Origin of the sequence: Moorena sp. SIOASIH (assembly GCF_010671925.1) — a bacterium.
Classification (GTDB): domain Bacteria; phylum Cyanobacteriota; class Cyanobacteriia; order Cyanobacteriales; family Coleofasciculaceae; genus Moorena.
The window spans coordinates 301885-327746 of sequence record NZ_JAAHIH010000006.1 but is presented as its reverse complement, the minus strand read 5'-3'; the positions used below and the strand labels follow the sequence as shown (position 1 = coordinate 327746).

The 25862-nt window shown below is 44.1% G+C and carries 15 protein-coding genes; 9 read left to right on the top strand and 6 right to left on the bottom strand.

Annotated features, from left to right (window positions below; genetic code table 11):
• Nucleotides 1–64: 64 nt before the first annotated feature.
• The 5 genes from F6J90_RS33470 to F6J90_RS43875 all read right to left on the bottom strand — a co-directional run bounded on the left by F6J90_RS33470 (nucleotide 65) and on the right by F6J90_RS43875 (nucleotide 14007).
• Nucleotides 65–12541, bottom strand: coding sequence for a non-ribosomal peptide synthetase (locus F6J90_RS33470; protein ID WP_293103973.1), 12477 nt, complete (start codon nucleotides 12539–12541; stop codon nucleotides 65–67).
• 138 nt (nucleotides 12542–12679) lie between these two features.
• Nucleotides 12680–12919: a hypothetical protein gene (locus F6J90_RS33465; protein ID WP_149031008.1), complete on the bottom strand. Its 240-nt coding sequence runs from the start codon at nucleotides 12917–12919 to the stop codon at nucleotides 12680–12682.
• Nucleotides 12920–13081: 162 nt separating this feature from the next.
• Entirely contained in the window at nucleotides 13082–13504 is a 423-nt protein-coding gene (locus F6J90_RS33460) for a transposase (RefSeq protein ID WP_149031009.1), read from the bottom strand.
• Nucleotides 13505–13523: 19 nt separating this feature from the next.
• Nucleotides 13524–13808 (bottom strand): hypothetical protein, encoded by a 285-nt coding sequence (locus tag F6J90_RS33455; protein ID WP_149031010.1) that lies wholly within the window; start codon nucleotides 13806–13808, stop codon nucleotides 13524–13526.
• Nucleotides 13702–14007 carry a hypothetical protein gene (locus F6J90_RS43875; RefSeq protein ID WP_366513975.1) on the bottom strand — a complete coding sequence of 102 codons (306 nt, stop codon included), beginning with the start codon at nucleotides 14005–14007 and terminating at the stop codon, nucleotides 13702–13704. Before F6J90_RS43875 ends, F6J90_RS33455 begins: the two co-directional genes overlap by 107 nt.
• Before the next feature lie 557 nt (nucleotides 14008–14564).
• Between F6J90_RS43875 and F6J90_RS33450 the strand changes: the two genes are divergently transcribed.
• The 9 genes from F6J90_RS33450 to F6J90_RS33410 all read left to right on the top strand — a co-directional run bounded on the left by F6J90_RS33450 (nucleotide 14565) and on the right by F6J90_RS33410 (nucleotide 24324).
• The gene (locus F6J90_RS33450) at nucleotides 14565–14708 is read left to right on the top strand and encodes a hypothetical protein (RefSeq protein WP_158517253.1); all 144 of its coding nucleotides are present in this window, start codon (nucleotides 14565–14567) and stop codon (nucleotides 14706–14708) included.
• A gap of 213 nt (nucleotides 14709–14921) precedes the next feature.
• Nucleotides 14922–15044 carry a hypothetical protein gene (locus F6J90_RS33445; RefSeq protein WP_293103969.1) on the top strand — a complete coding sequence of 41 codons (123 nt, stop codon included), beginning with the start codon at nucleotides 14922–14924 and terminating at the stop codon, nucleotides 15042–15044.
• A gap of 75 nt (nucleotides 15045–15119) precedes the next feature.
• The gene (locus F6J90_RS33440) at nucleotides 15120–16460 is read left to right on the top strand and encodes an NAD(P)/FAD-dependent oxidoreductase (protein WP_293103967.1); all 1341 of its coding nucleotides are present in this window, start codon (nucleotides 15120–15122) and stop codon (nucleotides 16458–16460) included.
• A gap of 394 nt (nucleotides 16461–16854) precedes the next feature.
• Nucleotides 16855–17838, top strand: a complete 984-nt coding sequence (locus F6J90_RS33435; protein WP_293103964.1) for a 2-oxoglutarate and iron-dependent oxygenase domain-containing protein — start codon at nucleotides 16855–16857, stop codon at nucleotides 17836–17838.
• Between the two features lie 42 nt (nucleotides 17839–17880).
• The gene (locus F6J90_RS33430; RefSeq protein ID WP_070393222.1) at nucleotides 17881–18285 is read left to right on the top strand and encodes a hypothetical protein; all 405 of its coding nucleotides are present in this window, start codon (nucleotides 17881–17883) and stop codon (nucleotides 18283–18285) included.
• 22 nt (nucleotides 18286–18307) lie between these two features.
• Nucleotides 18308–19906, top strand: coding sequence for a GMC family oxidoreductase (locus F6J90_RS33425; protein ID WP_070393223.1), 1599 nt, complete (start codon nucleotides 18308–18310; stop codon nucleotides 19904–19906).
• Nucleotides 19896–21020: a sulfotransferase gene (locus F6J90_RS33420; protein ID WP_293103959.1), complete on the top strand. Its 1125-nt coding sequence runs from the start codon at nucleotides 19896–19898 to the stop codon at nucleotides 21018–21020. The genes F6J90_RS33425 and F6J90_RS33420 overlap by 11 nt, the downstream gene beginning before the upstream one ends.
• A gap of 389 nt (nucleotides 21021–21409) precedes the next feature.
• Complete coding sequence (locus tag F6J90_RS33415; protein ID WP_293103956.1) at nucleotides 21410–22810, top strand: MFS transporter; 1401 nt, start codon at nucleotides 21410–21412, stop codon at nucleotides 22808–22810.
• 278 nt (nucleotides 22811–23088) lie between these two features.
• On the top strand, nucleotides 23089–24324 hold the full coding sequence (locus F6J90_RS33410; protein WP_293103953.1) for a glycosyltransferase family 4 protein: 1236 nt from the start codon (nucleotides 23089–23091) through the stop codon (nucleotides 24322–24324).
• A 1-nt stretch (nucleotide 24325) separates the two neighbouring features.
• Here F6J90_RS33410 and F6J90_RS33405 read toward each other — a convergent pair whose 3' ends face one another.
• The gene (locus tag F6J90_RS33405) at nucleotides 24326–25831 is read right to left on the bottom strand and encodes an MBOAT family O-acyltransferase (RefSeq protein ID WP_070393227.1); all 1506 of its coding nucleotides are present in this window, start codon (nucleotides 25829–25831) and stop codon (nucleotides 24326–24328) included.
• Nucleotides 25832–25862: the final 31 nt, after the last annotated feature.

Genomic DNA, 25862 nt, shown 5'->3' with positions numbered 1-25862 from the left:
AGAGATAGAAAAAGGAAGATTCTTTTACTGTGACAAACCCTACCTGGCAAATTTGAAAGAGTTCTCACAACCTTGCCGGAGCATCAAGGTAATTCTCTTGAATTAGAAAAGATAGAAAGAGGTTGAGATATGCCTGGTTGATGGATTCCAACTGAATATTACTTTGAGCTAAACCATTAGTCAAATTTTGATAGTCAAATCTCAGCACCTTGCCTGTATAAGGAGGATTATAGGGTGAGAACGCAGGAAATAACGAATATAGACTGTTATTACTCGCTTGAGAAATTTCTAGTTGTGTAAATTGAGTTCGCCACTCTGAATAGGGGATAGCTTCTAAAGGATAGCCAAAAGCCTTGATCCACTCAAACAATGTTTGTAGATTTACGGTTTCAGGATTATTGATATGGAAAACTTTACCCAGCTGACCTTTCAAAGATAGATGAACAATTGCTTTACTTACGTAATCTACAGGAGTCAATCGGTCTACCATCTGATCACTGTCGGGATATTTGCCAAACTGGATACAACCTCTCAGGAAAATGCAAAGGAAGTCCTGCATGTTCATGATGCCTGTCTGGCAATGGCTAAAGACTCTCCCTAGTCGGTAAATTGAAGTGGGTAATCCACGATTTCGTGCCGCCATAACAAGTTTTTCTGCTACCCACTTGCTCTGGCTGTATCCTCCTTTGAGTCCTTTGGCATGAATCAGGGGATCATCCTCAAAAATAAGGTTTTGTCCAGAATAACTTCCGGCAGAAAAAACTCCAAGGGTTGAAATATGGTGCAGCGGTTTGACTCGACTGGCACATGCTAGCTTTATAATCTCCTGGGTTCCTGCAACATTTACCGGACTTAAAAAAGAGTATGGATACATGCTATTGACCCAGGCTCCAGAGTGATAAATAGATTCAACCTGATGACTGAGCTGTTCGTACTCTGATTCCTCAAGACCAAACTTAGGCAGTGAGAGATCTCCCTTAATCACAACCACTCGCGATTGATAGGTTTCATGCCAAAGACCAAAAGATTTCAGGAGCTTGTGCAGGCGCTGCCAACCCTGAAGGGGATCGCCAGTCCGCATGAGACAGTAAATCTTGGCTGAAGTTTGTTTGAGTAATTCATGCAGGAGAAAAATACCGACAAAACCTGTTGCTCCTGTTAAAAGAATGTGATCTGGGTTGCGAGAAATTTGTGCCTTAGCAGGCTTGATGTTTGGATCTAAAATGGCTTCAGCTTCTAAATCAACAAAAGATGTGCCAAGTTTTGAAATATCCTGATCGCTATTTCGAATCCGATCTATAGCTTGAGCCAGCTCTAACAGTGTTTTGGAGGTAAATAAGAGTTGAACGGGTAGACTAATTTGCAAAGCTTCTTGTAGACGAGAAATAACCTTAACAGCTAGCAAAGAATGTCCCCCAAGGTTAAAGAAGTTGTCATAAAGACCAATCTGGTCCACTCCTAAAACATCGGCCCAAACCATTACTAAGAGTTGCTGGGTGGAGGTGGAAGCAGGGACAAAAGTTGTCTGTCGCTGCAAATCAGAAACGTTGGGCGCAGGCAGTGCTTTACGATCTATTTTGCCATTGGGCATTAAGGGTAATTCTGCCAGTGACACAAACGAACTGGGCAACATATAAGCTGGTAAGCTTTGCTGCAAATATTGCCGCAAGACTGGTGGATCTACATGAACGTTATCCTTCGCTACCACATAGGCAATCAGTTGCCGATCTCTAGTCTCAGATTCACGAGCGATGGTGACAGCCTGACTAATATCTGGATGTTGGCTTAAGACGGTTGTAATTTCACCTAACTCAATGCGGAAACCACGAATTTTCACCTGTTGGTCCAAGCGACCCAGGTATTCAATGGAACCATCAGGCAAGTAACGGGCTAGGTCACCAGTTTGGTACAATCGCCCAGCACCAAAGGGATTAGCAATAAACTTTGTGGCAGTCAACTCTGGACGATTTAAATAGCCACGGGCTAACCCTGCCCCTCCAATATACAACTCGCCAGGAATTCCTATCGGAACAGGTTGTAGATGACTATCCAACAGATAAACCTGCGTATTCACAATAGGGCGACCAATAGTACCAGCACTATGAGCGGACTGTAAACGACAGATCGTAGCATCTACAGTACATTCTGTTGGACCGTAGAGATTAAAGCAGTGAATTGTCTCGCAGCTTTGAACCGCTAGCCAAGTGGAGGAGGCAATCGGTTCTCCACCTACTAAGATGGCTCTCAGGGGTACTTCATCTGTGCTAAGGAGACCTGCTTCTATCAACCAGGTGAATTGCATGGGTGTACAGTCAAAAACATCAATCTGATATTGCTTGAGATAGTGCAGTAGAGTTGAGCCGCTGTATCGATCGCTTTCTGGAACAATGACTAGGGTGTGCCCATGTAAAAGTTGAAGAATCTGCTTAACCGATGTGTCGAAGGCATATGAACCATTAATACTAATGCAAAGGTTCTCCTTACTATGAGTCAGAGAACTGTAAACAGCGTGCAATAATCCCTGATCCAGGTTCAGTACAGAATGATGAGTGATCGCTACGCCTTTGGGTTGTCCAGTAGACCCTGATGTATAGATGACATAAGCAAGGTTAGTAGGATGGACCTTACTGTGAACTGTATCAGTGCTGTATTTAGCAAAAACGTCATCTTCTACATCCAAGCAGATGATTTGAGGTCGGTGAAGCGGTAATTCCTTTAGCAAACATTGTTGAGTGAGGAGCAGCCCAATCTCTGAATCTTCCATCATGTAAGCAATTCGATCACTCGGATAGGTGGGGTCTAAGGGAACATATGCCCCTCCTGCTTTAAGAATACCTAGCACGCCCACCACCATCTCTAGGGAACGCTCAACACAAATACCAACTAATACTTCGGGGCCTACACCTTGCTGCTGTAAGTAATGAGCCAACTGATTAGATCGCTCATTCAGTTCCCGGTAAGTTAGTTTCTGCGCTTCGAATATTACAGCAATGGCATCAGATGTGCGCTCAACCTGAGCTTCGAATAATTGATGAATACATTGATCATGAGGATAATCTTTCTGAGTTTGATTCCAGGCAACTAACAGTTGCTGTTCAGCCTGAGTCAGGAGGGGAAGTTCTGCAATTCCTTGAGTACTATCAACAACAATGGCTTGTAAGAGAGTCTGAAAGTGGCCCAACATCCGTCGAATTGTTTCAGCCTTGAATAAACCAATATTGTAAGTACACCGTCCTGCCAAACCTTCAGGATTCTCAAAAAGATCAAGTTCAAAATCAAACTCACGAATGGTCTTCAGTTCTACGCCTAGACGTTCTACTTTCAAATCAAAGAGTTCTAATTTATCACCCAGGGCATTCTGCAAAGCAAACATGACCTGAACGATAGGATGATGATTGAGATGACGTTCTGGTTGTAACGTTTCCACCAGTTTTTCAAAAGGCAAATCTTGGTGAAGATAAGCCTCCAAGGTTGTTTGTCTGACCTGAGCCAATAACGCCTCAAAGCTAGGATTGTTAGACAGATCAGAGCGCAGTACCAGGGTGTTGACAAAAAAGCCCAGCAACGATTCAACTTCAACCTGTTTGCGGTTGGCGATTGGCGATCCAACCACAATATCTGATTTTCTGGTGTAGCGCGAGAGCAACACTTGAAACGCTGCCAGTAAGGTCATAAACAGGGTGACACCTGCTTTTTGGCTTAGGGTCTTCAGTTGTTGCGTCAGGCTAGAATCCAGCCAGAACCACTCTATTCCTCCCTCAAAGGTAGCTACCTCTGGGCGAGGATGATCTGTGGGGAATTCTAACAGGGGAGGAGCACCATCAAGTTTCTGTTTCCAATAGTCTAGATGGCTTGTCAGGGCTTGACCTGCTAACCATTGCCGTTGCCATTGGGCAAAGTCGGCGTATTGGATTGTTAATGGAGAGAGTGGAGAGGTCTCTCCTTGACAAAAGGCTTGATAAAGTTGAGATAGTTCCTGAATGAATACCCCTAATGACCACCCGTCTGAGACAATGTGGTGTATGGTTACTAGCAATACATGGGTAGTGGGGGACAGACACAGTAACTTGGCACGAATCAGTTGATCTTGACTAATATCAAAGGGCTGGTGGCTTTCTGCTTGAATTTGATCTTTAACTTGGCGTTCTTGGTGTTCGCTGTGTAATTCAATCACTGGCAAGGTAAAGATTCCAGCCTCATTAATATACTGGTAAGGTGTACCCGTATCATCAGCTTTAAAGGTGGTCCGTAGGGTCTCATGACGATGAATGATCGCTTGAAAACTTTGCTCCAATGCGGTGTGGTTCAACACACCCTCAAGTTTGAAAGCATTGGGGACGTTATAGCCAGCGCTCATGCCTTCGAGCTGAGTTAGAAACCAAAGCCGTTGCTGAGCAAACGAAACGGGCAAGAGTGTTGCACGAGAAACGGGCTGAATGGCAGGAAAAGAGATTAAATCCCCTTGCTGAGCAGTCTCTATTGCCTGGGTGAGATCCCTCAATGTCGGTTGCTCGAACATCACTTGCAAAGGCAGTTCAACTCCTAGTCTATGGCGAATCCGCGACATCACCTGAGTTGCCAATAAAGAATGTCCCCCTAGCTTAAAGAAGTCATCGTCAAGGCTAATCTGTTCAATTCGCAAAACCTCACGCCAAATCGCAGCTAACAGCTCTTGAGTCGGGGTCCTCGGTGCAACAAATTCTCCCTCTCGATGCACATCTATAACATCGGGGACTGGCAAAGCCCTGCGATCGACTTTGCCATTGGCGGTCAGAGGTAAATGGTCTAAGACAACAAAGTGCTGAGGCAGCATATACTCAGGCAACTTGTTTTGCAAAAACTGGCGTATTTCAGGAATCAGTTTGTAAGTTAGCTTACTTTGTAGGGGGATATTGGCATAGTCTTGCCTCAGCTTAAGAGGACTTCGGTGCTCTTGCCAAAAGGCAACCTTTTGAAGAGCTGAGACAACATCCTGGTCCTTGGGAACAGTCTCACGTAGAAAAACTACATCATAATACCCTGTTGAACTGGCTTCCCACCAACTCAAATGCACCTGATAGCCCAATTCTTCTGCTAATTCCCAGAACATATCCGGCTCAACGCCACTGGAGTTGTTGTGTGCTCCATCACCCATTACACCCATTAGATGTTGTCGGAGATGTTTAACGGTTTTGAATTCCTGAGACGATTGCTCCAGACATTGTTGGACTTGTAATGCCTGTTGAATTCGCCCATTGGGAATACGACGAATACCCAACGATTCTGGACGTTCTTCCAACAACACACGCCGAACTTGAGTCAACATGTCTGGGTCATCCTGCCAGTCCTGCCAAGGAATTGTTACATTTTCCCTTGGTTGAGTCATGCTGAGATGGAGCGTTACATCATAACGAAACTGGGTTAACTCATTGTGATGTTTGCCTCGCTTCGGTTGAACTTCAACATGGCTAATTTCAGGGAAATAGTGAGGTAAGGTAACAAAGAAATCTGGATCAATGACAAGCTCTTCTTCCGCTTGCAAGCTCTGCTGACATCGAGTTGTAAGTTCCTGTAACAACATTGAATCGTCCGCTTGCAAGTATTGCACCATCGTATGAAACTTATCTAATAAGGGTAAACTCCGAATATCTCCCACAAAAATGCGACCGGGGGTGCCAGGAATAATGACATCTATTGCCCCTTGTAAAACCTGGAGAAGATAATGAATACTGGGGAAGTATTGAATGACTGAATTGAGTATAACGGTGTCAAATTTTTGCTTAGGAATGCCGTCAAAGTCATGGGCTAATTTATGATGAAAAATAACATGATTTAAGGTCGTTTGACTTTGCTGTAGATTTTGGTTATAGGCTAAGGCTGCCCTGGAATAATCAGTTCCTTCATAATGTTTGCAATGGGGAGCAATTCGACTTAACAATAATCCTGTTCCACAACCAATTTCTAATACTGACTGAGGGTGATAATGCTGAATTCGCGACACGGTATGCTCAACCCATTCCCTCATTTCGATAGCTGGAATTGGCTGACCTGTATAACTGCTATTCCATCCTACAATATTGAAATCCAAGTTAGAGTTTAATCCTGTATCATCTGGTTCTAGAGTAGATGGACTGTAGATTTCTTCGTAGAGAGTTTGCCAATCCTCTAATAATTCATATTCTGCCTGAGCAAGTAATGCAGCAATCCCTTGCCCACGCCAGTCAGGCACTACATAAGCGATTAAAGTTTTATCACCGATTGGATCTTTATGAACCGTAACAACTGTTTGAGAGACAATTGAATTCTGCCGAATCGTTGCTTCAATTTCTCCCAGTTCAATGCGGAAACCACGAATTTTAACTTGATGGTCAACTCGTCCAAGAAACTCAATATTGCCATCAGGAAGGTATCGGGCTAAGTCTCCGGTTTTATACAGTGTGTTCGAAGTTGAAATCTGGGGAGTTCCTTTTGATTCTCTCCCTTCATCCTTTTCTATGACTTTGCCAGAGAGAAAGGGATTCACGATAAAGCGTTCTGCGGTCAGATCAGGACGCTTGAGATACTCGCGTGCTAAGCCGTCTCCGCCAATATAAAGCTCTCCAGGTACTCCAACTGGAACTGGGTGAAAAGTTTGATCTAACAGATAGACTTGAGTGTTTGAAATCGGAGATCCGATCGGAATTGATGTGCCGATCTCATCAAGATCTCGAACAGGGTAACAGCAGGTAAAGGTGGTATTTTCTGTTGGACCGTAGCCATTAATCACCAGGGTGTTGGGTAAGGCTTGAACTACGGTTTGAACATGAGCAACAGAGAGAACGTCACCTCCAGCTAAGAGTTGTTGAACAGAGGAGAAAGCTTCAAGATGCTCTTCCACCATTTGATGGAAGAGCCCAGCAGTGAGCCAGAGAATCGTAATGTGATGATGCTGCAGGAGGTAAGCAATTTCAGCCAGAGAAGAACGAGAGGCTGGAGCGAGCACCAAGGTAGCTCCGTTGAGTAACGCACCCCAAATTTCAAAGGTGGCTGCATCAAAAGCAATGGAGGCGAGTTGTAGAAAGGTATCCGCTGCGGTGATGTTAACATAGTTGGAATTGACCACCAAACGAACAACTCCCCGATGGGAAACTGCAACACCTTTGGGTTTACCTGTAGAGCCGGAAGTATACATCACATAGGCAAGATTGTCAGCGGTGATTGATTTTCCGCTCAAAGAAGTCCCAGCCTGGGTTTCTAGGGTAGGAGAGATGGTGTCTGTTAACGTTCTATTCAAATCAGGCTGGACATCGTGTTCTTTCCGGTTAGTCGGTTGTTGAGCAGCAAACTCTCTTAAGTTGATTTCATCTAAACAAATGAGGAAACAGGTCTGAGAATCCGAAAGGTGGGCTCGAAAAGCTGTTTGAGTAATTAATATCGGTATTTGTGTATCTTCGGCAATGAAGGCCAAACGTTCTGAGGGGTAGTTTGGATCAAGGGGCACATATGCTCCCCCAGCTTTAAGAATTGCCAGTATGGCCACAATCAGGTCAGGCGATCGCTCCAGGCAAACCCCAACCAATACGTCTGGATCGACACCCCAGTTCCGTAAGTAAGCGGCAAGCTGATTGGCCTGGTAATCCAGCTCCTGATAAGTAAGTTGTTGGTCTTCAAATACTAGGGCAATGGCATCTCCTGATCGTTCTACCTGTTGCTCAAATAGTTGATGAATACAGGAGTTACGAGGGTAGTCTCTTTGAGTCTGATTCCATTGCGTTAGAATCTGGTGTTGTTCAGCAAGAGTCAGAAGGGGCAACTCATCGATCCTTTGACTGCTATCGATCACCACTGCTTGCAATAACCTCTGAAATTGTTCAAATAACCGCTGGATCGTTTCAACTTTGAACAAATCACCCCTGTAAATACAGGAGCCGACCAACCCCTGAGGTTTTTCCCAAAGGTAAACCTCCAAATCAAATTCGCGGGTTGTCTCAACCTCTGATCTGAGGGACTTGACTTCTAAGTCTGGTAGTTCTAAATCAGCATCTGGAACATTTTGCAAAGCAAACATGACCTGAATAATCGGATGATGGTCAAGACGACGCTTCGGTTGTAATTCCTCTACTAATTTCTCAAAAGGTAGGTCTTGATGCGTGTAAGCCTCTAGCGTGGTTTGTCTAACCTGTCTCAGCAGTTCCACAAATCTAGGATTGCCGGACAAGTCGGAACGCAATACCAGGGTATTGACAAAAAAACCAATCAAAGGCTCAATTTCAGCCTGATTACGATTAGCAATGGGCGCACCCACCACAATATCGGTCTGTCTGGAGTAGCGAGATAATAATATCTTAAAGACAGTAAGCAAGGTCATAAATAGGGTAACGCCTGCTTTTTGGCTGAAGGCTTTCAGATTCTGGCTCAGGGATGCATCAACCTGAAAACTGACCTCCCCCCCTTGAAATGTTTGCACAGCAGGTCGAGGGTAGTCTGTGGGCAGTTCTAATAGAGGGGGAGCGCCTTCCAGTTGTTGTTTCCAATAGTTGAGTTCAGCCTCTAAAACTTGATCGGTTAGCCATTGCCGTTGCCAACAGGCAAAATCTGCATATTGGATCTGTAAAGGGGAAAGGGGAGAAGATTGATTCTGGCAAAAAGCTTGATACAGTTGGAGTAGCTCTTGTTGGAATACCCCGATCGACCAACCATCACAAATAATGTGGTGTATCGTGACCATCAAAATATGATCAGTAGGCGACGATTGCAGCAGTTTGAAGCGAATGAGCCTGTTGTGAGTCAGATCAAAGGGTTGTTGACTTTCTACTTTAATTAGCTCTTTAATCTCGGCTTCTTGTGCTCCTGCTTCCAACTCAATCACGGGTAATGTTATCGTTCCAGGCTCATTAATCCGTTGACAGGGAATACCTTGACGATCAATGGGGAAGGTAGTGCGTAGGCTTTCATGACGTTCGATGAGGGCTTGCAGACTTTGTTGTAGTGCGGGTCGATTCAAATTCCCAGTTAACTGAAAAGTTCTACCCGTGTTATAGCTTGTTGTATTGACCCCTTCAAGACGATTGAGGAACCAGAGCCGTTGTTGGGCAAATGACAGGGGAAATGATTTGGGGTCGCTTAAGGGGTTGCGATCGATCGGCTGAATAGGAGGTAAGGGAGAAAAATCTTTCTTCTGAACAGAGTTCACAGCCTGAGCAAGGTCTATTAACCTGGGTTGCTCAAATAGAGTGATCAGTGGGATCTCAACCCCAAAACTTTGACGAATTCGAGAGATAACCTGAGTCGCTAATAACGAATGGCCTCCCAGTTCAAAGAAATCATCCTGCAGACCCACCTGTTCTAAACCCAATGCCGAGGCGATGATATTGGCAATAACAATTTCAACCGGACTGCGAGGCGGAACAAAGGTAGCTTGTTGTAGGTGTTGCAAATCAGGAGCAGGCAAAGCAGCACGGTTGATCTTGCCATTGGGGGTCAGGGGGAATTCTGACAGCAAAATGATCGCCATTGGCACCATATAGTGAGGCAAGAGTCCTCGCAAAAACCTTCGCAGTTCAGGAGCAGAAGGCTGATCACTCCCACTGTGCAAAACTGCATAGGCGACCAATTGTTGTTCGCCACGTTGATCTGGTCTCAACAAGGCAATTGCAGTCTGAATGGCTGGATGTTGTTCCAGGGTTGCACTGATCTCTCCGAGCTCGATCCGGAATCCGCGCAACTTAACTTGGTGATCAATCCGTCCTAAAAACTCAATTCTGCCATCAGCAAGATAACGCACCCGATCACCCGTTTTGTATAAACGATTGGCTAGAGAGTTTGCAGGTAAAGCCTTGCCAAAATCCTCGTGCAGCCTCTTTAAGCTGTGAGGCATTGCGGCAAATGTTGCCTGGGTCAGATCAGGACGGTTGAGATAACCTCGTGCAAGACCGATCCCCCCAATATACAACTCGCCAGGAATACCGATCGGAACCGGCTGACCATAGGGATCTAGAATATAAACGTTGACATTGGGAATGGGGCGACCGAGTGTAATGATAGGGTCCTCTGGTTGACAAAGGGCGATAGTCGTATACACACTCGCCTCTGTTGGGCCGTAAGCATTAAAAAATTCCCGACCCTTAGCCCACTCTTGCATCAACGGAACAGGACAGGCTTCCCCTCCTACAATCAGCACTTGTAAACTGGGGATTGGCATGAGCGGTAAAGTCGCCAGGGCAGATGCAGGTAATGCCAAATGCGTAATTGCCTGCTGCTGGAGAAGTTGCACTAAATCTAAACTCGGCAGTAAAGATTCTGATGGATTCAAGCACAAGCAAGCCCCAGAACTTAAAACCATCAAGATTTCTGAGATTGAAACATCAAAACTCAAGGAGGTAAATTGAAGAACCCGACTGTGGGGGTTGACTTTAAAAGTCGCAATCAGAGTTGCTGCTAGATTGCTTAACCCCCGATGCGTGACCATTACTCCTTTGGGTCGTCCGGTAGAGCCAGAAGTATAGATTACATAGGCTAGCGTCTCTGCAGTAATGGCAGAGGTTGGTGCTGTCACAGGTTGGTTGGCAAAAACAGCAGAGTCGCTCTCTAACATCACCACTTTTGCTGGGTGAGATGGAAGTCTAGTCAGTAGAGTGGGCTGAGTCACAAGCACCGAAACTTGTGCATCTGCAAGCATATAAGTGAGCCGTTCTTGGGGATAGGTCGGATCAAGAGGGAGATACGCTCCACCTGCTTTAAGGATGCCCAGAAAACCCACAACTAGCTCTATAGACCGTTCGACACAAAGACCTACGACAACTTCTGGACCAACCCCAAGACTTTGGAGATAATGAGCGAGTTGATTAGCCCGATCGTGCAATGCTTGATAAGTGAGCGTTTGCTGTTGAAACTGGACAGCTATAGCATCTGGATGCTGAGATACCTGCTGCTCTAACAGAGTTAGAACCTGTGAATGAACAGAAATGTCACACAGAGAATCCATTTGGGTTTGATTCCAAGCAACTAGGAGTTGATAGGATTCCTCAAGACTTAAAAGCGGCAGGTGACAGATCGATTGATCAGGATTTCTGACAATTGCGGCAAGGAGCGTTTGAAAATGCCCAATCATTCGAGCAGCAGTGTCCTGATCAAACAAATCCGTGCTGTATTCTAACTTCCCTCTCAGCCCAGATTCCCGATTCTCAAGACATAGGGTCAAATCAAACTTGGCCGTGACCCTTTCCGTTGGTAAAGGAGTCAGGGTTAAATCCGAAAACTTCCATTCATCAACCTCATTCTCCTGCAGAACAAACATCACTTGAAACAGCGGATTGTAACCAGGGTTTCGTTCGGGTTGTAGCTCTTCCACAAGCTTCTCGAACTGCAAATCTTGATGGGAATAAGCGTCTAACGTTACCTGTCGTGTCCGATCCATTAATTCTCGGAAGCTTGGATTACCAGAGAGATCAACCCGCAACACTAACGTATTGACAAAAAAGCCAATCATTGAATCAAGGGCAGGATGATTGCGACCCGCGATCGGAGTGCCCACTATAATATCTTCCTGGCCGCTATAACGGCTTAGTAAGACCATAAAAGCCGTCAACAATGTCATGAATAGTGTTGTTCCGGCTTGGTAACCCAGTTCTTTAATTTGTTGCGTCAGGTCTTTACTGAAGTCAAAAAGCTGAGTCGCACCTCGAAAGGTTTGCACTGGAGGGCGAGAATGATCAGTAGGTAAATCTAGCAAAGGTGGTGCGCCAGCTAATTGATGTCTCCAATACTCCACCAGATTTGCCAATCGTTCTTTTGATAAGCATTGTCGCTGCCAGTGGGCAAAGTCTATATATTGAATTGGTAACTCAGGTAATGGTGAAGACTCATCATTCAAAAAAGCCGTATAAAGACTTCCGAGTTCTCGCAACAAAACTTTTGTAGACCAGCCATCTGTAATAATATGATGACAAGTTAATAGTAAGATATGCAAATGCTCTGACAGATGAAGCACTGTGGCTCGCAATAATATCTCTTGAGATAGGTCAAAAGCATATTGATTTTCTGCCTGAATGAATTGTTCTGTTTGAGTCAACTGCTCTTGGCTAGGTAGCGATTGTAAATCAACAACTGATAAGATCAGATTTAAACTAGGTGCAATTGCTTGTATTGGGCTACCTTTTTTTATGGAAAATGTGGTTCGTAGCACCTCATGACGGCGAATAATCTCATTTAAACTTTGTTCAAGTATTGAAACATTGAGTATTCCTGAAATTTGAAAATTATGAACCACATTGTAGTTAGTATCACCAGGATTAAGCTGATTTATAAACCACAGTCTTTCTTGAGCAAAGGAGAGACTATAGTTTCCTTCACGAGGAACTTTTACAATAGTTTCAACTGCTTGATTATTATATTTCTCCCACTGTTGTAGAGTCTCAATTATTGCTATTTTATGCTGTTGCAACTGATCTCGTAAGGCTGGATTTAAAGCTCCTTCTGGAGCTCTACATTTTAACCTAGGTGCTTGAGTTGAATCACTATATTCAAGCCATAGCTTTATTCCCAAACGACTGATATCAGATAAAAGATTCTCGATTACTGTCATAAATATCCTGTTTTATAAGAGCTTGAAATGCTTAAACTTTTTGCTCAACAAATTTTATAAAATATAACTTTTACTCCAATACAGGTGTCTCGAAATAACATTCGAGGTAAGGATTCAGGTCGTAAAAATAGGGATAAGTCAAGGAAAACCCATGTCACGACCGATGTGGGCACGTAATGCTTCAGCAAAAAAGTTGACGACACAACGTTGCTGAGAACGACAGGTTTGCACAACAGTCAAAAGTCTGGCGGTGTTTTCAAATCTTTCCAAGGAGCGAGAACCTCCGCGCTCCCTTACGCTTTGTAACAGCCAATCAATGACAACGTTCTGCCAAATTGTTGTCAGGAGGTACTTCTGGATGCATGGCGAAAATACCACCACTGATCAAACTTGTTTTGGAGATTATTTAAAAGCCTCAAAGCTCTTGCTCCCGCTTGCGGTATCCATTTATTGAAAGCTTTACTTAATTTGGATTTGAATTCCTTGGCCCATAATTCGTAAGCTTTATGATCAGCCTGGGTTTGCCATAAGTGATAATGCTCAAAAGCGCACATCTTGCAGACTAATAAATGCTTTGCCAATACTCTCATTGTGTAATCCAGGACATTTAATTAAACCCTTGAAATGCCTGCGCATATGTGCCAAGCACTTTTGTTGGGCTACTACAGGGTAACCATTAGTTAGTATACACGCTTTTCGTCGCTGCGCTCGAACTCCACCATACTTATCTCCTAGCAGTGACTCTAGTTCTTTTCGTGAACGTGTATCTGCTGCTCTAAATAGGCAAAAATCCTGGTTGGCGACTAGCCATAACCATTCCTTTACCCCAATGACCCCCCAAGGGGTTTCATCGACATGGACATTGGGTTGTTCTATTTTTACCCAATTTTCCAGTTCTAGTACCGGCTGTTCTATGGCTTGGGCTACTAGGCACGTTGGTGGCCCCTTTGGTTCCGACTCCAATCTCTACTTCACCCATCTGCTAAATCAACTCCTGGATCTTGGCATAGGGCATGTGGGCATAGTTCCCTAACCAACCGATCAGTGCTTGCAGTCTCACTCCTAGGTCTTGTCCTGGTACGATTTCCTGACTCCAGTTTGCCTGACTTACTTCCCCACACTGAAGGCATTTACGGCTCAGACGATGATACTCCACTACTTCAATTGGTTGGGCTACCAACTGCGCTACTTGGTGCTTTTCTATTTTCTCGGCACACCCATGAAAGTGAGTTCCGACCCAGTGAGTACAGATCTCTGGATGGAGCACTTCTATTCTGTCTACCCTGCCAAACCCAAAACGAGTTTTTCCTTGATGACCTGGTTGTCCTCGAAGTTTCCGCTTTTGCTGTCCCTGTGGAGTTTCTTCGAGTACTTTCTTTTTCTCTGAGACGCTTGATTATGTCCGTTGATGGGGGTTTTGATGATGTTTGGCTGTCCTTACCTAGGATTACACTCAGCCGTGCCACCTCTGTTTCAAGTGCCTTGATTATCTTAACCAATTCTTCTGTAGACAATTGGTTGAGTTCTTCTTCTGTATGTCTTGGATGCACTGGCTTTTTTATGATCACAACTTTTCTCCTATCCTAGTCTCCGATACTTTTTAGCTACCAAAATCTACTTTGCAGATTTTAGCCCACTAATGCAAGCTGCTCTCGCAGCCAGGGGGTATCTCCCAAGGCCAAGATCGGTTTTGTTCCGCTCAAGGCGCATAAATCTGTGTTTAATAGAAAACGCAACCACTATCATGGTTTGCTTTGGTTTTCGGCTTCAATTCAATTTTCAGAATCTTTTCAATGACACTAGAAAACTAATCAAAGTCTAACATATTTTTGGAGATACTGCCAGATATTTGGATAAAATCGTCAACAGTGGCTAGCCTCTGTCAACCCCCCTTCTCACCCACCTGAATCCTTACCATTCGAGTTTTTCCCGTATTTGTTCGATTGTAATATTATACTAAACCCGCTTAAGCGACCCCGGTTGTAGAAGAGATTGTCATATCTTCCATGGTAACATGGGTAACATGATATCAAATTTTATCACTATTCCCTATTCCCTGTTCCCTATCCCCTATTCCCTGTTCCCCACCTCCACTGGTCAGTTTTCAACAGGCGTAACTGCTCACCGCAATAAAGATGCTCTATTGACAACGGAGAAGCCAAATTGAACACTTGGGTGTATGTAGCAATCCTATTACATCAATAGGATGTAATAAGTGATCGGCTAAAACCCAGGTAGAGCAAGGATCGAATTTCAGAAATTCCCACGACCTATTAAGGAATTGCTATATTGGCTCTTATGACTCACCGTTCGCTCACCCTTGGTGAGCCATTCGGAATCACAATGTCAAAAAGCTACGACCTAAGGGTTGAAGGAGATATTGGGGTTTCCCAAGACTGGGATCGCGAATCTCAAAATGCGATCGCGAATCTCAAAGTGCGATCACGAATCTCAAAGTGCGATCGCAAATCTCAAAGTGGGTTGGCAAATGAACAAACAGTGAGATATGAGTCATTGTTAGCGGACAATATCCGCTTTCGAAGAACCTGAGGACTCGAATAGCTTTACCATTCGACCCATGAAAATCAAACTATGGTTTACTCTAATTGTCAGGAAAATTCTAAGCCTGGGGGACTTCGACCAGCCAAAGACAATAATTCACATAAAGCAGCGATGTTCCTGTGGAGCCGCTGGTTTTTTTGGGGCAATTACCTGTGCAACTACTCATCCCCATACCAATGTCACTCTCCTAGAAGCCTCACGCCATCCATTGTCAAAGGTGCGCATCTCTGGTGGTGGACGCTGTAATGTTACTCATGCTTGCTTTGACCCAGCCCAGTTGGTGCAAGCTTACCCGAGGGGAAGCAAAGCATTGCGAGGGGCTTACACCCGCTTTCAACCGAAGGATACCATTGCTTGGTTTGGGGCTCACGGTGTTGAGCTGAAAACTGAGGCCGATGGCAGGATGTTTCCGATTACTGATAGTTCGGAAACAATTGTTGATTGTCTCTTACAAGTGGCTAAGAGGGCAGGGGTGAAGATTCGTACCAGTAATCCGGTTAAGTCGATCTCTCGGCAATCTTCCCAACACGCGACTCCTGACACGCCACACCAGACCCCAGGAGGATTTGAAATTGGGTTGAGGAATGGTGAGACTATAAAATGCGATCGCGTTTTGGTTGCTACTGGTAGCAATCCCCTAGGCTACCGTTGGGCAAAAGCCTTAGGTCATAAAATCGAAACCCCGGTTCCCTCTCTATTCACCTTTAATATCCCAGACTCCCGTTTACAGGATTTAGCTGGGGTCAGTGTTAAACAGGTCTGCCTGAAATTACCCGATGCTGGTAAAACCTTGAAGGAACAAACGGGACCATTGCTAATTACCCACTGGGGTTTAAGTGGTCCAGCGGTACTCAAGCTTTCTGCTTGGGGGGCGAGAGTATTGCATGAACACCATTATCAAATGCCCTTGTTGGTGAATTGGCTTCCTGAGTACAATCCAGACCGATTGCGTAAATTACTCCTAGATGTTAAATCCCAGTTACCTCGACGCTTCATTACTACTAGTTGTCCCATTCCTATCCCAAAGCGCCTTTGGGTGAGTTTAGTTACTAGTGTGGGAGTGGGATCAGAAAACCGTTGGGCTGAGTTATCCAAAAAAACCGTACATCAGTTAGTTCAAGAACTGACTCAGGGACGCTATTTGATTCAAGGTAAAGGGGTTTTTAAGGAAGAGTTTGTTACTTGTGGTGGTGTTAGTCTCAAAGAGGTGAATTTCAAGACTATGGAAAGCCGCCAATGTCCAGGTCTTTACTTTGCTGGGGAAATTCTCGATATTGATGGAATTACCGGGGGATTTAATTTTCAGAGTGCTTGGACAACGGGTTGGTTAGGAGGTCATGGGATTGGGAATAGTTAGTGTTGTGGTAATTGGTAATTTGCCTTTTCTTTGTCCATTAATTGTGATAGTATCCGCGTCCTTAGTTAGAGTTCAAAATCCCAACGTACCAGTAAGCCATTTCAGAGTTTTGTAAGTCAACCAGGTCCGACGCACGGTTCGGAAGGGAGTGCGGTTGTGCTAACACGCCCTTCGACCCTACTCGCTCCAAAAACTCGCTGGACATCAAGACCCTGCTAGAACTACAGGGTATGATACGAGGGCAGAATAAACTCTGAGACGGGCTGTTCAAGGTCTGCATATTCCTATAGGATAAAAAGCGATCGCATTCAACAGAGCAAACACTCTGAGTTACAACATACCCTTGGGAACGTACACCAATGGAAACTATCTCAAGCTTAAGGATCCTCTGACCATGAACTTAGTAGCAAATAAATGCTCTACCGCGAACGCCTCAAATTCGATTCCAGTTATCGATTTTCAACCCTTTCTAACAGGGGATTATAGTAGCCAGAAAGCAGTTGCTGCCAAGCTGGAGCGAGCAATGCAGGATGTAGGATGCTTTTATCTAAGTAATACTTCTGTTTCCCTCACAGCAGTAGCACAAGTATTTACCCTGTGCAAATATTTTTTTGCTCTGCCCTCATCGGAAAAAGAACAATTACTGATTCCCCCAGATGGGTCATATCATGGCTATATCGTTAAGCGGGCGGACGGGAAGATTACCAGTGAAAAACTAAGTATAACTCAAGAGAATTTACAAAGCCCAAGTGTAGGAGTGCGGGATCAACGAAGTCAATGGTTTGAGGAACACCCACAGTTTTGTAACTCTCTTTCCCAAGCCTATGGAAGCTTTCAAGACACAATGGATAGCATATTTTTGGCTTTGGCGATCGCCCTGGATGCTCCCGAAAATTACTTTAAAGATCTTCATTCCCAGCGTAATGATAGTATGCTTTTACACCACTATCCACCCCTTGCCCCAACCCAAGAATCTGTGCCGATGCGTAACACTGAACACATTGATTATGGCAGCCTTAGCTTCTTGTTTCAGGATGAAGTGGGTGGGCTAGAAGTCTATACTCAAACTGGAAACTGGGTTGCCGTACAACCGATTCAGAATACTCCGTTAATTGTATTGGGAAACGTCATGTCCCGCTGGACTAATGATAAATATCCAGGAACTATGCATCGCGTCTCCCTAGCTACAGCACGAAACACCACTCGGGAAAGATACTCCTTTGGGTTATTCCCTGCCCCTGATGAAAATGCTGAAATTACTTGTCTCGAATCCTGTTTAGCCCCTAACGAAAAGCCCAAATATCCCCCCATTCTTACCCACGAGTATTACAGTCAAGGATTTGAAGCCAAACTGAAACAACAGAAACAGCTTGATTAGCTGTGAAATTTCAGCCTATCCCTGTTTGAATCTAAAGCAAAGATGACTATTAAACGTCGCCAGGTGATTAAGTTGTGTTCAAGCCTGCCCCTGGCTTTTGTAGCTGGGGATTGCTTTGCTGTAGCACAACCAAGGTCTACCTTAGAAACTCAGCCTTTAACAGCGTTTCTAGGACAGTTTCCCCATCTACAACACTGTCAAGGGATCGGGCGGGGATATCTCCAACAGTATCCTGAGCTTGGCCCACTAGAACAGTTGCGTCAGGCGATCACCAAAGACTTTCTCCTGCCTGATAGCCAAAGCGATCGCTTTAACTGGCTACGAAACCAAATCAGAACAGATTTTGCCCAAAAGAACACCGTTCAAGTTGAAGGCTGGATCTTATCAAAGACAGAAGCTCAACTTTGTGCCTTAGCCTGCTGCGAAAAACAACAAACAATCAACTGAGGCTTCATCCATTTATCCAGCCATGTATCTTGATGCCAGAACCTTAGAAAACCATACCCAGACAACCGTAGATCTCTGTATTATCGGAGCTGGAGCAGCCGGAATTACTATTGCCCGCGAGTTGATTAACTCTTCAGTCAAGGTGCTGCTCCTCGAAAGCGGTGGATTTGATGGGGATATTCAAACCCAAGCCCTCTATGAAGGGGAGAATATCGGCTTGCCCTATTTTCCCCTCGATAGCTGCCGCCTACGCTATTTTGGGGGAACTACAAATCACTGGGGGGGGATGTGTGCTCCCCTGGATGCGATCGATTTTCAACCGCGCCCTTGGGTTCCCTACAGTGGTTGGCCAATCCGTTATCACGACTTAGTACCTTACTATAACCGTGCCCATCAGTTGTGCCAGCTTCCCTCTCCTGACTATGAGATGGGGTTTTGGGAATTCCACGATCCAGAATTAGAGCGGTTGCCCATTGATGAATCAAAACTCACCTACAAAATTTTTCAATTAAGTCCACCGACCCGCTTTGGCCAAGTCTATCGTTCAGAAATTCTTCAGGCGAATAACATTATCCTCTGGACTCATGCCAATGTTACTGCCATTGAGACAGTTCCCCAGGCAAACACAGTTACTGGACTTCGAGTTCGCTGCTTCAATCAACGAGAACACTATGTCCAAGCTCGATTTTATGTTCTAGCCTGTGGAGGGATTGAAAATGCCCGTTTACTGCTGCTGTCGAATCAAACGATACCTCAAGGACTTGGAAATCACTATGATCTAGTAGGGCGCTTTTTCATGGAACATCTCCATATTGCGTCGGCTCAAGCCTGGGTACGTGCCAATCTCCCCTGGAAAAGGTACATTTCTTATGAATTAAATGCTCCTAAAGTGCATTTAATACCTAGTGAAGGGACTCAAGAAAATGAGCAAATTTTGAACTTTACCTTAGATTTAATCGAGAGCGATTATTTCGGGGTTGATTATTTTGAACAGCTACAGGCTCAGGGCGGTTTAAGACCGGAAATGCAGCTTTATCTGGATGCCTTAACAGCAAGTTTGTACCCAACTAAAATGGATTCCTATCAAACCTTACTCAGCAATGAAACTCCCTCCTCAATGGATCAACTGATTGTTTTTTCGCGCATCGAACAAGCCCCTAACCCAGAATCCCGCGTGAGCTTAAGCGAGGAGAAAGATGAACTGGGGCTACCCAAAGTGCAGTTAAACTGGCAGTTAACCGACCTAGATCGCCATAGCATTGAAGTGGCTAATACTTTCTTTGGACAGGAATTAGGACGCCTAGAACTTGGACGATTGCAGTATTTTGATTGGCTAAATCAAACGGACTCAGGTTGGCCGCCTTTTCCGGATGTGATGCGGGGCGGTTGGCATCATATGGGGACAACTCGCATGAGCGATCGCCCAGAAACAGGGGTGGTTGATTCTGATTGTCAGGTCTTTGGGATTGATAACTTATATATCGCTGGCTCTTCTGTCTACCCGACAGCAGGTACAGCAAATCCGACCTTAACCCTAGTCGCCCTGGCATTAAGATTAGCTGATCGCCTCAAAGGCAAATTAACCCGTTCCTTTCCTTCTGAAATTGCGGATGAATGCTAAGATTCATAATATTAATCGTAAAACAAAAATTCATCCTTTAGGAATTGCCGCTCCCACAGATTTTGAATTTGATGAAGGTGAAGATATTGCTGTAGAAACCCTGCTGAAGAATCCTCAGATCAGTCTCTACTGCTTAGACCCTGACGAGAGGCGCGTCATTTTGGTAGAAACACCAGAGGATGTTGTCCTTTCAGATTTTCCCTTTTATTACTCAGCTCAATACGAGCAAGCGCTTCGTGTAGTCACATTATCCTATGATAGGTTACATGAGATTGCTGATCAAATTGATTTAGATAGCCAACAGTTAATCTTAATTTATTCAGTCGGTCGCTGTGGCTCAACGCTGCTCAGTTCAGCTTTGAATCAACTCAATAATATCACTGTTTTTTCTGAGCCGGATGTTTATTCTCAGTTGGTGCGCCAGCGTCAATGGAATGGCAATAACGATGTTCCAATTAGCAAATTATTAGTAAGTTGTACCAAACTCATCTGTCGTCAATCCACTCCTAAAATTAGCGATCGCCGCTGGGTAATTAAGTTGCGCAGTTACGGAATAGAGCTGGCTGATTTATTGGCTAACAACTTTCCTCAAGCCAAAATTCTGTTTTTATATCGACAGATTGAAACGTGGATTCGTTCCTCATTACGAGCTTCTATCGGGGAGATTCCAGATACTCCTGAGTCTCTAGAATCAATGCAGAAAGCGGTGGGCAACCTCGTTTCTTTAATTGCCCGTTTTCCAGAGCCAAATCGTCCCTTGTCCTATATTGAAATATTAACCGTAACTTGGCTTTCAGTTCTAGAATGTCTTCAAAGGCTGCACCAGCAGGGTTATCCTCCGTTTATCATCAATTTTGAGGATTTAATTGCAACTCCCAACTCTGTGATTAAGCAAATCTTTGATTTCTGCGATTTACCCCATAACAACCTCAGTCAAATCTTGAAGGTCTTTACACAAGATTCTCAGTCAAGCACAGCCTTATCTTGGGAAAATTTACAGCGAACCCAACCTCAGTTAACCCCTGAGCAGTTGGAACAGTATCTCAGAGAAGCTAAAAGCCTTGTTAACTGCTACACTAACTGCAAAAATATAGCGCTACGCGCTAGGGAATAGGGAATAGGGAACAGGGAACAGGGAACAGGGAACAGATTGCTGTCAAAGGATTTCAGGATTTAAAGATGTCCTAACAGATGTGCGTAGCGCTATACTGAATTTTTGACTTCAAAGTCTTTAACTCAGATCTTGCACCAGTACATAAATACTGAATAACCAAACTAGGAACAATCAATTTCAGTACTGAAACAGTCAAATCTGATCACTGTTACCTATTACCTGTTCCCTATTACCTATTCCCTATTACCTATTACTTATTCCCTATTACCTATTACTTATTCCCTATTCCCTATTCCCTATTCCCTATTACCTGTTCCCTGTTCCCTGTTCCCTGTTCCCTGTTCCCTTGTTTCTTAAAAGTTTAATCTCCTCTAGTAGTATTCTAACGGATGAATAATATCTCATCAGAACAATCCTCCTTTCTCAAAGTGATCCAGGATATGCGATTATTCCTGTTTATTTGGGGAGGCCAACTTTTTGCTGCTACTGGATCTGCTATAACCCGCTTTTCCATGAATGTTTGGGTTTATGAGTACACAGAATCTGCCATTCAATTTGCTTTGATTAGTGTTTTTGCCACCCTTCCCTTTGTGTTGCTCGCTCCTGTGGTTGGAATTGTAACAGACCGCTGGAACCGCCGTTGGATTATGGTCATTAGCGATCTGTGTGCTACGTTAGGGATTTTTGCTCTAGGTTTATTAGTGCTATATAGTCAGCTACAACCCTGGCATGTCTATGTTTTTAACGCCCTTGAAGCGACTTGTGCCGCTTTTCAAACCACAGCCCTGTTTGCTTCCATTAGCTTACTTGTATCAAAACAAAATCGGGGTCGAGCTAATGGTTTAATGAGTTTTTTAAGTGGTATGGCGAGAGTTTTGGGACCCTTGCTTGGAGCAGTATTTCTCGACTGGATTCACGTCCAAGGCGTATTATTTTTACAGCTGGTTTGCCTTGTGATTGGAATTTTGCCCCTCTTGGTAATTACCTTTCCTAATCTGAAAATAGAGGACAAAACCGCTGAAAGTTCTTACATCGCAGATATGTTCTTAGGTCTCAAGTATCTTAGGTCATATCCGGGTTTAGTGGGAGTAATGCTGATTTCCAGTTTCACCTTTTTTCAAATGGGTTCGATTAATGTCATCACAACTCCCTTAGTGATTACAGTGGCTTCCCATGATATTTTAGGCCGTATTCTGTCCTGTTTTGGGGCAGGTACCATAATTGGTAGCTTGGCGATCGGGTTTTGGGGAGGGCCAAAGCGCTACATGAGGGTGATTTATGGCTGTATGCTCGTGAATGGAATTTTGCTCGTGTTTGCCGGTTGGTCTTCGTCTCTGGTTGTTTTTACGATTAGTATTACCCTATTTACCCTGATTCGCCCAGTGCTTTACACCTTCTGTCAAACTATTCTCCAAAATAAGGTTGACCTCAATATCCAAGGTCGGGTATTTTCGTTGAAGTCAGCATTAGATGCGATCGCGCTGCCTGCCGGTTTCTTGATTGTCGGACCGTTAGCTGAAAAAGTCTTTGAACCCTTGATGATCTCAGATAGTCTTTGGGCTAACCGAATTGGGACTTTCATTGGCACAGGGGTCGGTCGTGGTATGGGACTTTTGCTGATATTGTTAGGCGGTGTCAGTTTCTTAATCACCCTGTTGGCGAGTTGGTATCCCCGCTTGCGATTATTAGAAACAGAATTGCCTGATGCTGTTGATAGTCTTGAAGACTATCCCATTGAACCGGGTGTGGATGAATCAACATCTATAGATAATGCTTCCCTGGCAAATTAGTAGTTTGAATAGGTGTTAGGTTTTAAGTGGTAGGTGTTAGGTTTTAGCGAATTTTCCACGAAGGTGCAAGGTTTTTGAGCCCAACGATTTAATTTCCTGGCACTTTAACCCGGAAAGCCCTAATCAAATCTTGACTTATTACTTATTACTTCAAAAACCGAGTCAATGGACTCGATAAGGCAAACCCTATTCCCTATTCCCTATTCCCTATTCCCTATTCCCTATTCCCTATTCCCTATTCCCTATTCCCTATTCCCTGTTCCCTTCTTAAAAGTAATATGAAAATAGCCTTTGCTGATTATCCCTACATACCAGCAGAACCCCCGAAATCGGGAGCTGTTCGTCTCGTTTCCTATGCCTTGGCTCGCCGTTTAGTTCAGCTAGGGCACGAAGTGCTTTTTTATGGTGCTAAAGCAGCTTATCATCAAACCGATGAATCTGTGGAAGAAGGGATCCGATATCGGAGAATCACAGCCGCCTGGATTGATTCGGTGTTAGAGCCTCTCAACTACCTCGATCAGTGGAATGTATCGAATCCTCAACGTCCATTCTACGCTTCAAAATGGTTTTACTGTGGTGCATATCGGAAAATGTCTCGTGATATGCAGCAACAGCAGTGTGAGGTGATTCACTTGCATATTGCCTTTCAATTTGTGCCGCTGATGCGTGCTTTTAATCCTAAGGCAAAAATCATTTTCCATGCTCACAGCGACTTACTGCCACAGTTCGATCCACCATTTGTTAACCAGTGCCTCAGTTCAGCAGATTTAGTTCTCGGATGCAGCGATTATATTACTAATCAAGTCCGACACTATCTCCCTCACATTCCCTGTCAAACCCTTTACAATGGTGTGGATTTGCATCGGTTTACAGTTCAATCCCGATTAGATCATACTCAAACCCCTAAGCAAATTCTCTTTGTGGGCAGAATCTCCCCAGAAAAAGGGGTTCATGTGTTAATCGATGCCTTTAACCAAGTGGTGTCTCGTTATCCCAACGTCCAGCTTAAATTAGTCGGACCAGAAAATGCCATGCTACTCTGGTATATTCTTGACCGCAATGACCCAAAAGTGCGATCGCTCATGCCCTATTTTCGCGGTCACTATCGGGAGTTATTACAACAGCGAATCTCAAAAAGTGCCGCTAACAAGGTCTTTTTTCTAGGGAAAGTTCCCCACGAAGAGATGATCACATACTATCAAGAAGCTGATCTATTTGTCTTTCCTTCGGTTTGGCAAGAGCCATTTGGAATGCCCATTGTAGAAGCAATGGCGATGGAATTACCAGTAATTGCGACTCAGGGTGGTGCTTTTCCGGAATTGGTAGAAGCAGGAAAAACGGGAGAATTGGTAGAGCGAGGTGATGCAGATAGCTTGGCTGAAGCCATAGTAAATTTACTGGAAAACAACGACTTGAGGCGATCATTCGGTCAAGCTGGACGACAATGGGTTGTGGACACATTTTCTTGGGACAAGTTGACCGATGATCTTCTCCATTACTATCAACAATTATAACCTAAAATTGGAAGTAGATAAAGGGTTGATGCAGGGATGCAACCAAGGGTAAAATAGCTGATACACAGAGTCCATAACACGTTGCGAAACTCCAATTGGGCATGACACGCCACCAGTTAACAAACCAGTTTTTGTATGCGGCCCAGTGGAGTAAAACTAAAGGGATAAACAGCCATGCTGCCTGAAGTGCTAAATTTTCTGTACCAGAAGAATTGAAGAAAACAAAAGATTTGACAATGGTTAAACCACTCGAAAAATCTTCACTGCGAAAAAAGATTCCAGAGGCACAAAACCAGTAAAAGGTTAAAGGTACACCTAGAGCATTCCGAATAGGGAGTAATTTCTTGTAGGGAGACAGCCAAGTTGACCATTCCCGATGCACCGCTAAAGCGATGCCATTTAATCCTCCCCAAATCACAAAGTGCCAAGCGGCACCATGCCATAGTCCCGTTACTAGCATAGTAAAGATCAGATTACTATAGGAGAAAAGCTTGGTTCTCTGTTTTTTTTCTCGCCTTCTCATCAAAGGTACATAAAGGTAGTCTCGGAACCAACTAGACATGGTAATATGCCAGCGTTTCCATAGTTCTGTGATGTTGCTAGCAAAGTAGGGAAAGTTGAAGTTTAAAGGTAATCTATAACCGAGTAAACCAGCACAGGCGATCGCCATATCTGAGTATCCGGAAAAGTCACAATAAACTTGGATAATAAAAGAGACTACACCAATCCAGGCACTCGCTACTGTATAAATCTCTGGATTCGCAAAATACTGGTCTACTAGAGGGGCAAGATTATCAGAGATACAGGCTTTTTTGAAATAACCCACTAGAAACAGCATCAAACAGCCTCTAACATCTACGTGACTAAAAATTTTTGGGGTCAATAACTGGGGTAAAAAGATGGCAGCACGAACAATTGGTCCGGCAACGAGTTGGGGGAAAAAGCTGACAAACAAGGCAAAATCCCAGAAGTTTTTGGTGGGTTTGAGTTTACCTCGGTAAATATCTAGAGAGTAGCTGAGGGTTTGAAAGGTATAGAAGCTAATGCCTACAGGTAGAATAACTTGTAGAATGGGAAAGCTGATGGGTAATCCCAGGAAATGGAGAAAATTAGCAGTAGAATCAGTGAAAAAGTTGTAATATTTGAAAACGCCTAAGATACTAAGATTACCCACTAAACTCAAGATTAGCCATCCTTGACGTTTTCGGGTGCTTTGGGGTTTGGAGAGGATAGTATCCCAATCGAAGGGTTTAATTTCCTGACTTCCTTGAATTTTATCATCTGGATTAGCCTCATCAAGTTGAGGTCTAGACAGCATCAAACCCACGATATAATCAAGGACAGTAGAAGCCAACATTAACGATAAAAATCGCCAATCCCAAGCACCATAAAAAATATAACTACAAGCCAGTAACCAAAATTTACGATGGTGATGTTTCCGTAATATCCAATAGACACAGAAAACAGTAATAAAGAAAAATAGAAAGCGAAACTCTGTAAAAATCATCGCTAATTTTTAGTATAAATGATATAGCAAT

Coding starts and splice junctions, on each gene's coding strand:
- F6J90_RS33420 (WP_293103959.1), top strand. CDS start 19,896: ATGAATGCTAAGATTCATAATATTAATCGTAAAACAAAAATTCATCCT.
- F6J90_RS33415 (WP_293103956.1), top strand. CDS start 21,410: ATGAATAATATCTCATCAGAACAATCCTCCTTTCTCAAAGTGATCCAG.
- F6J90_RS33450 (WP_158517253.1), top strand. CDS start 14,565: ATGATATCAAATTTTATCACTATTCCCTATTCCCTGTTCCCTATCCCC.
- F6J90_RS33425 (WP_070393223.1), top strand. CDS start 18,308: ATGTATCTTGATGCCAGAACCTTAGAAAACCATACCCAGACAACCGTA.
- F6J90_RS33435 (WP_293103964.1), top strand. CDS start 16,855: ATGAACTTAGTAGCAAATAAATGCTCTACCGCGAACGCCTCAAATTCG.
- F6J90_RS33430 (WP_070393222.1), top strand. CDS start 17,881: ATGACTATTAAACGTCGCCAGGTGATTAAGTTGTGTTCAAGCCTGCCC.
- F6J90_RS33440 (WP_293103967.1), top strand. CDS start 15,120: ATGAAAATCAAACTATGGTTTACTCTAATTGTCAGGAAAATTCTAAGC.
- F6J90_RS33405 (WP_070393227.1), bottom strand. CDS start 25,831: ATGATTTTTACAGAGTTTCGCTTTCTATTTTTCTTTATTACTGTTTTC.
- F6J90_RS33470 (WP_293103973.1), bottom strand. CDS start 12,541: ATGACAGTAATCGAGAATCTTTTATCTGATATCAGTCGTTTGGGAATA.
- F6J90_RS33410 (WP_293103953.1), top strand. CDS start 23,089: ATGAAAATAGCCTTTGCTGATTATCCCTACATACCAGCAGAACCCCCG.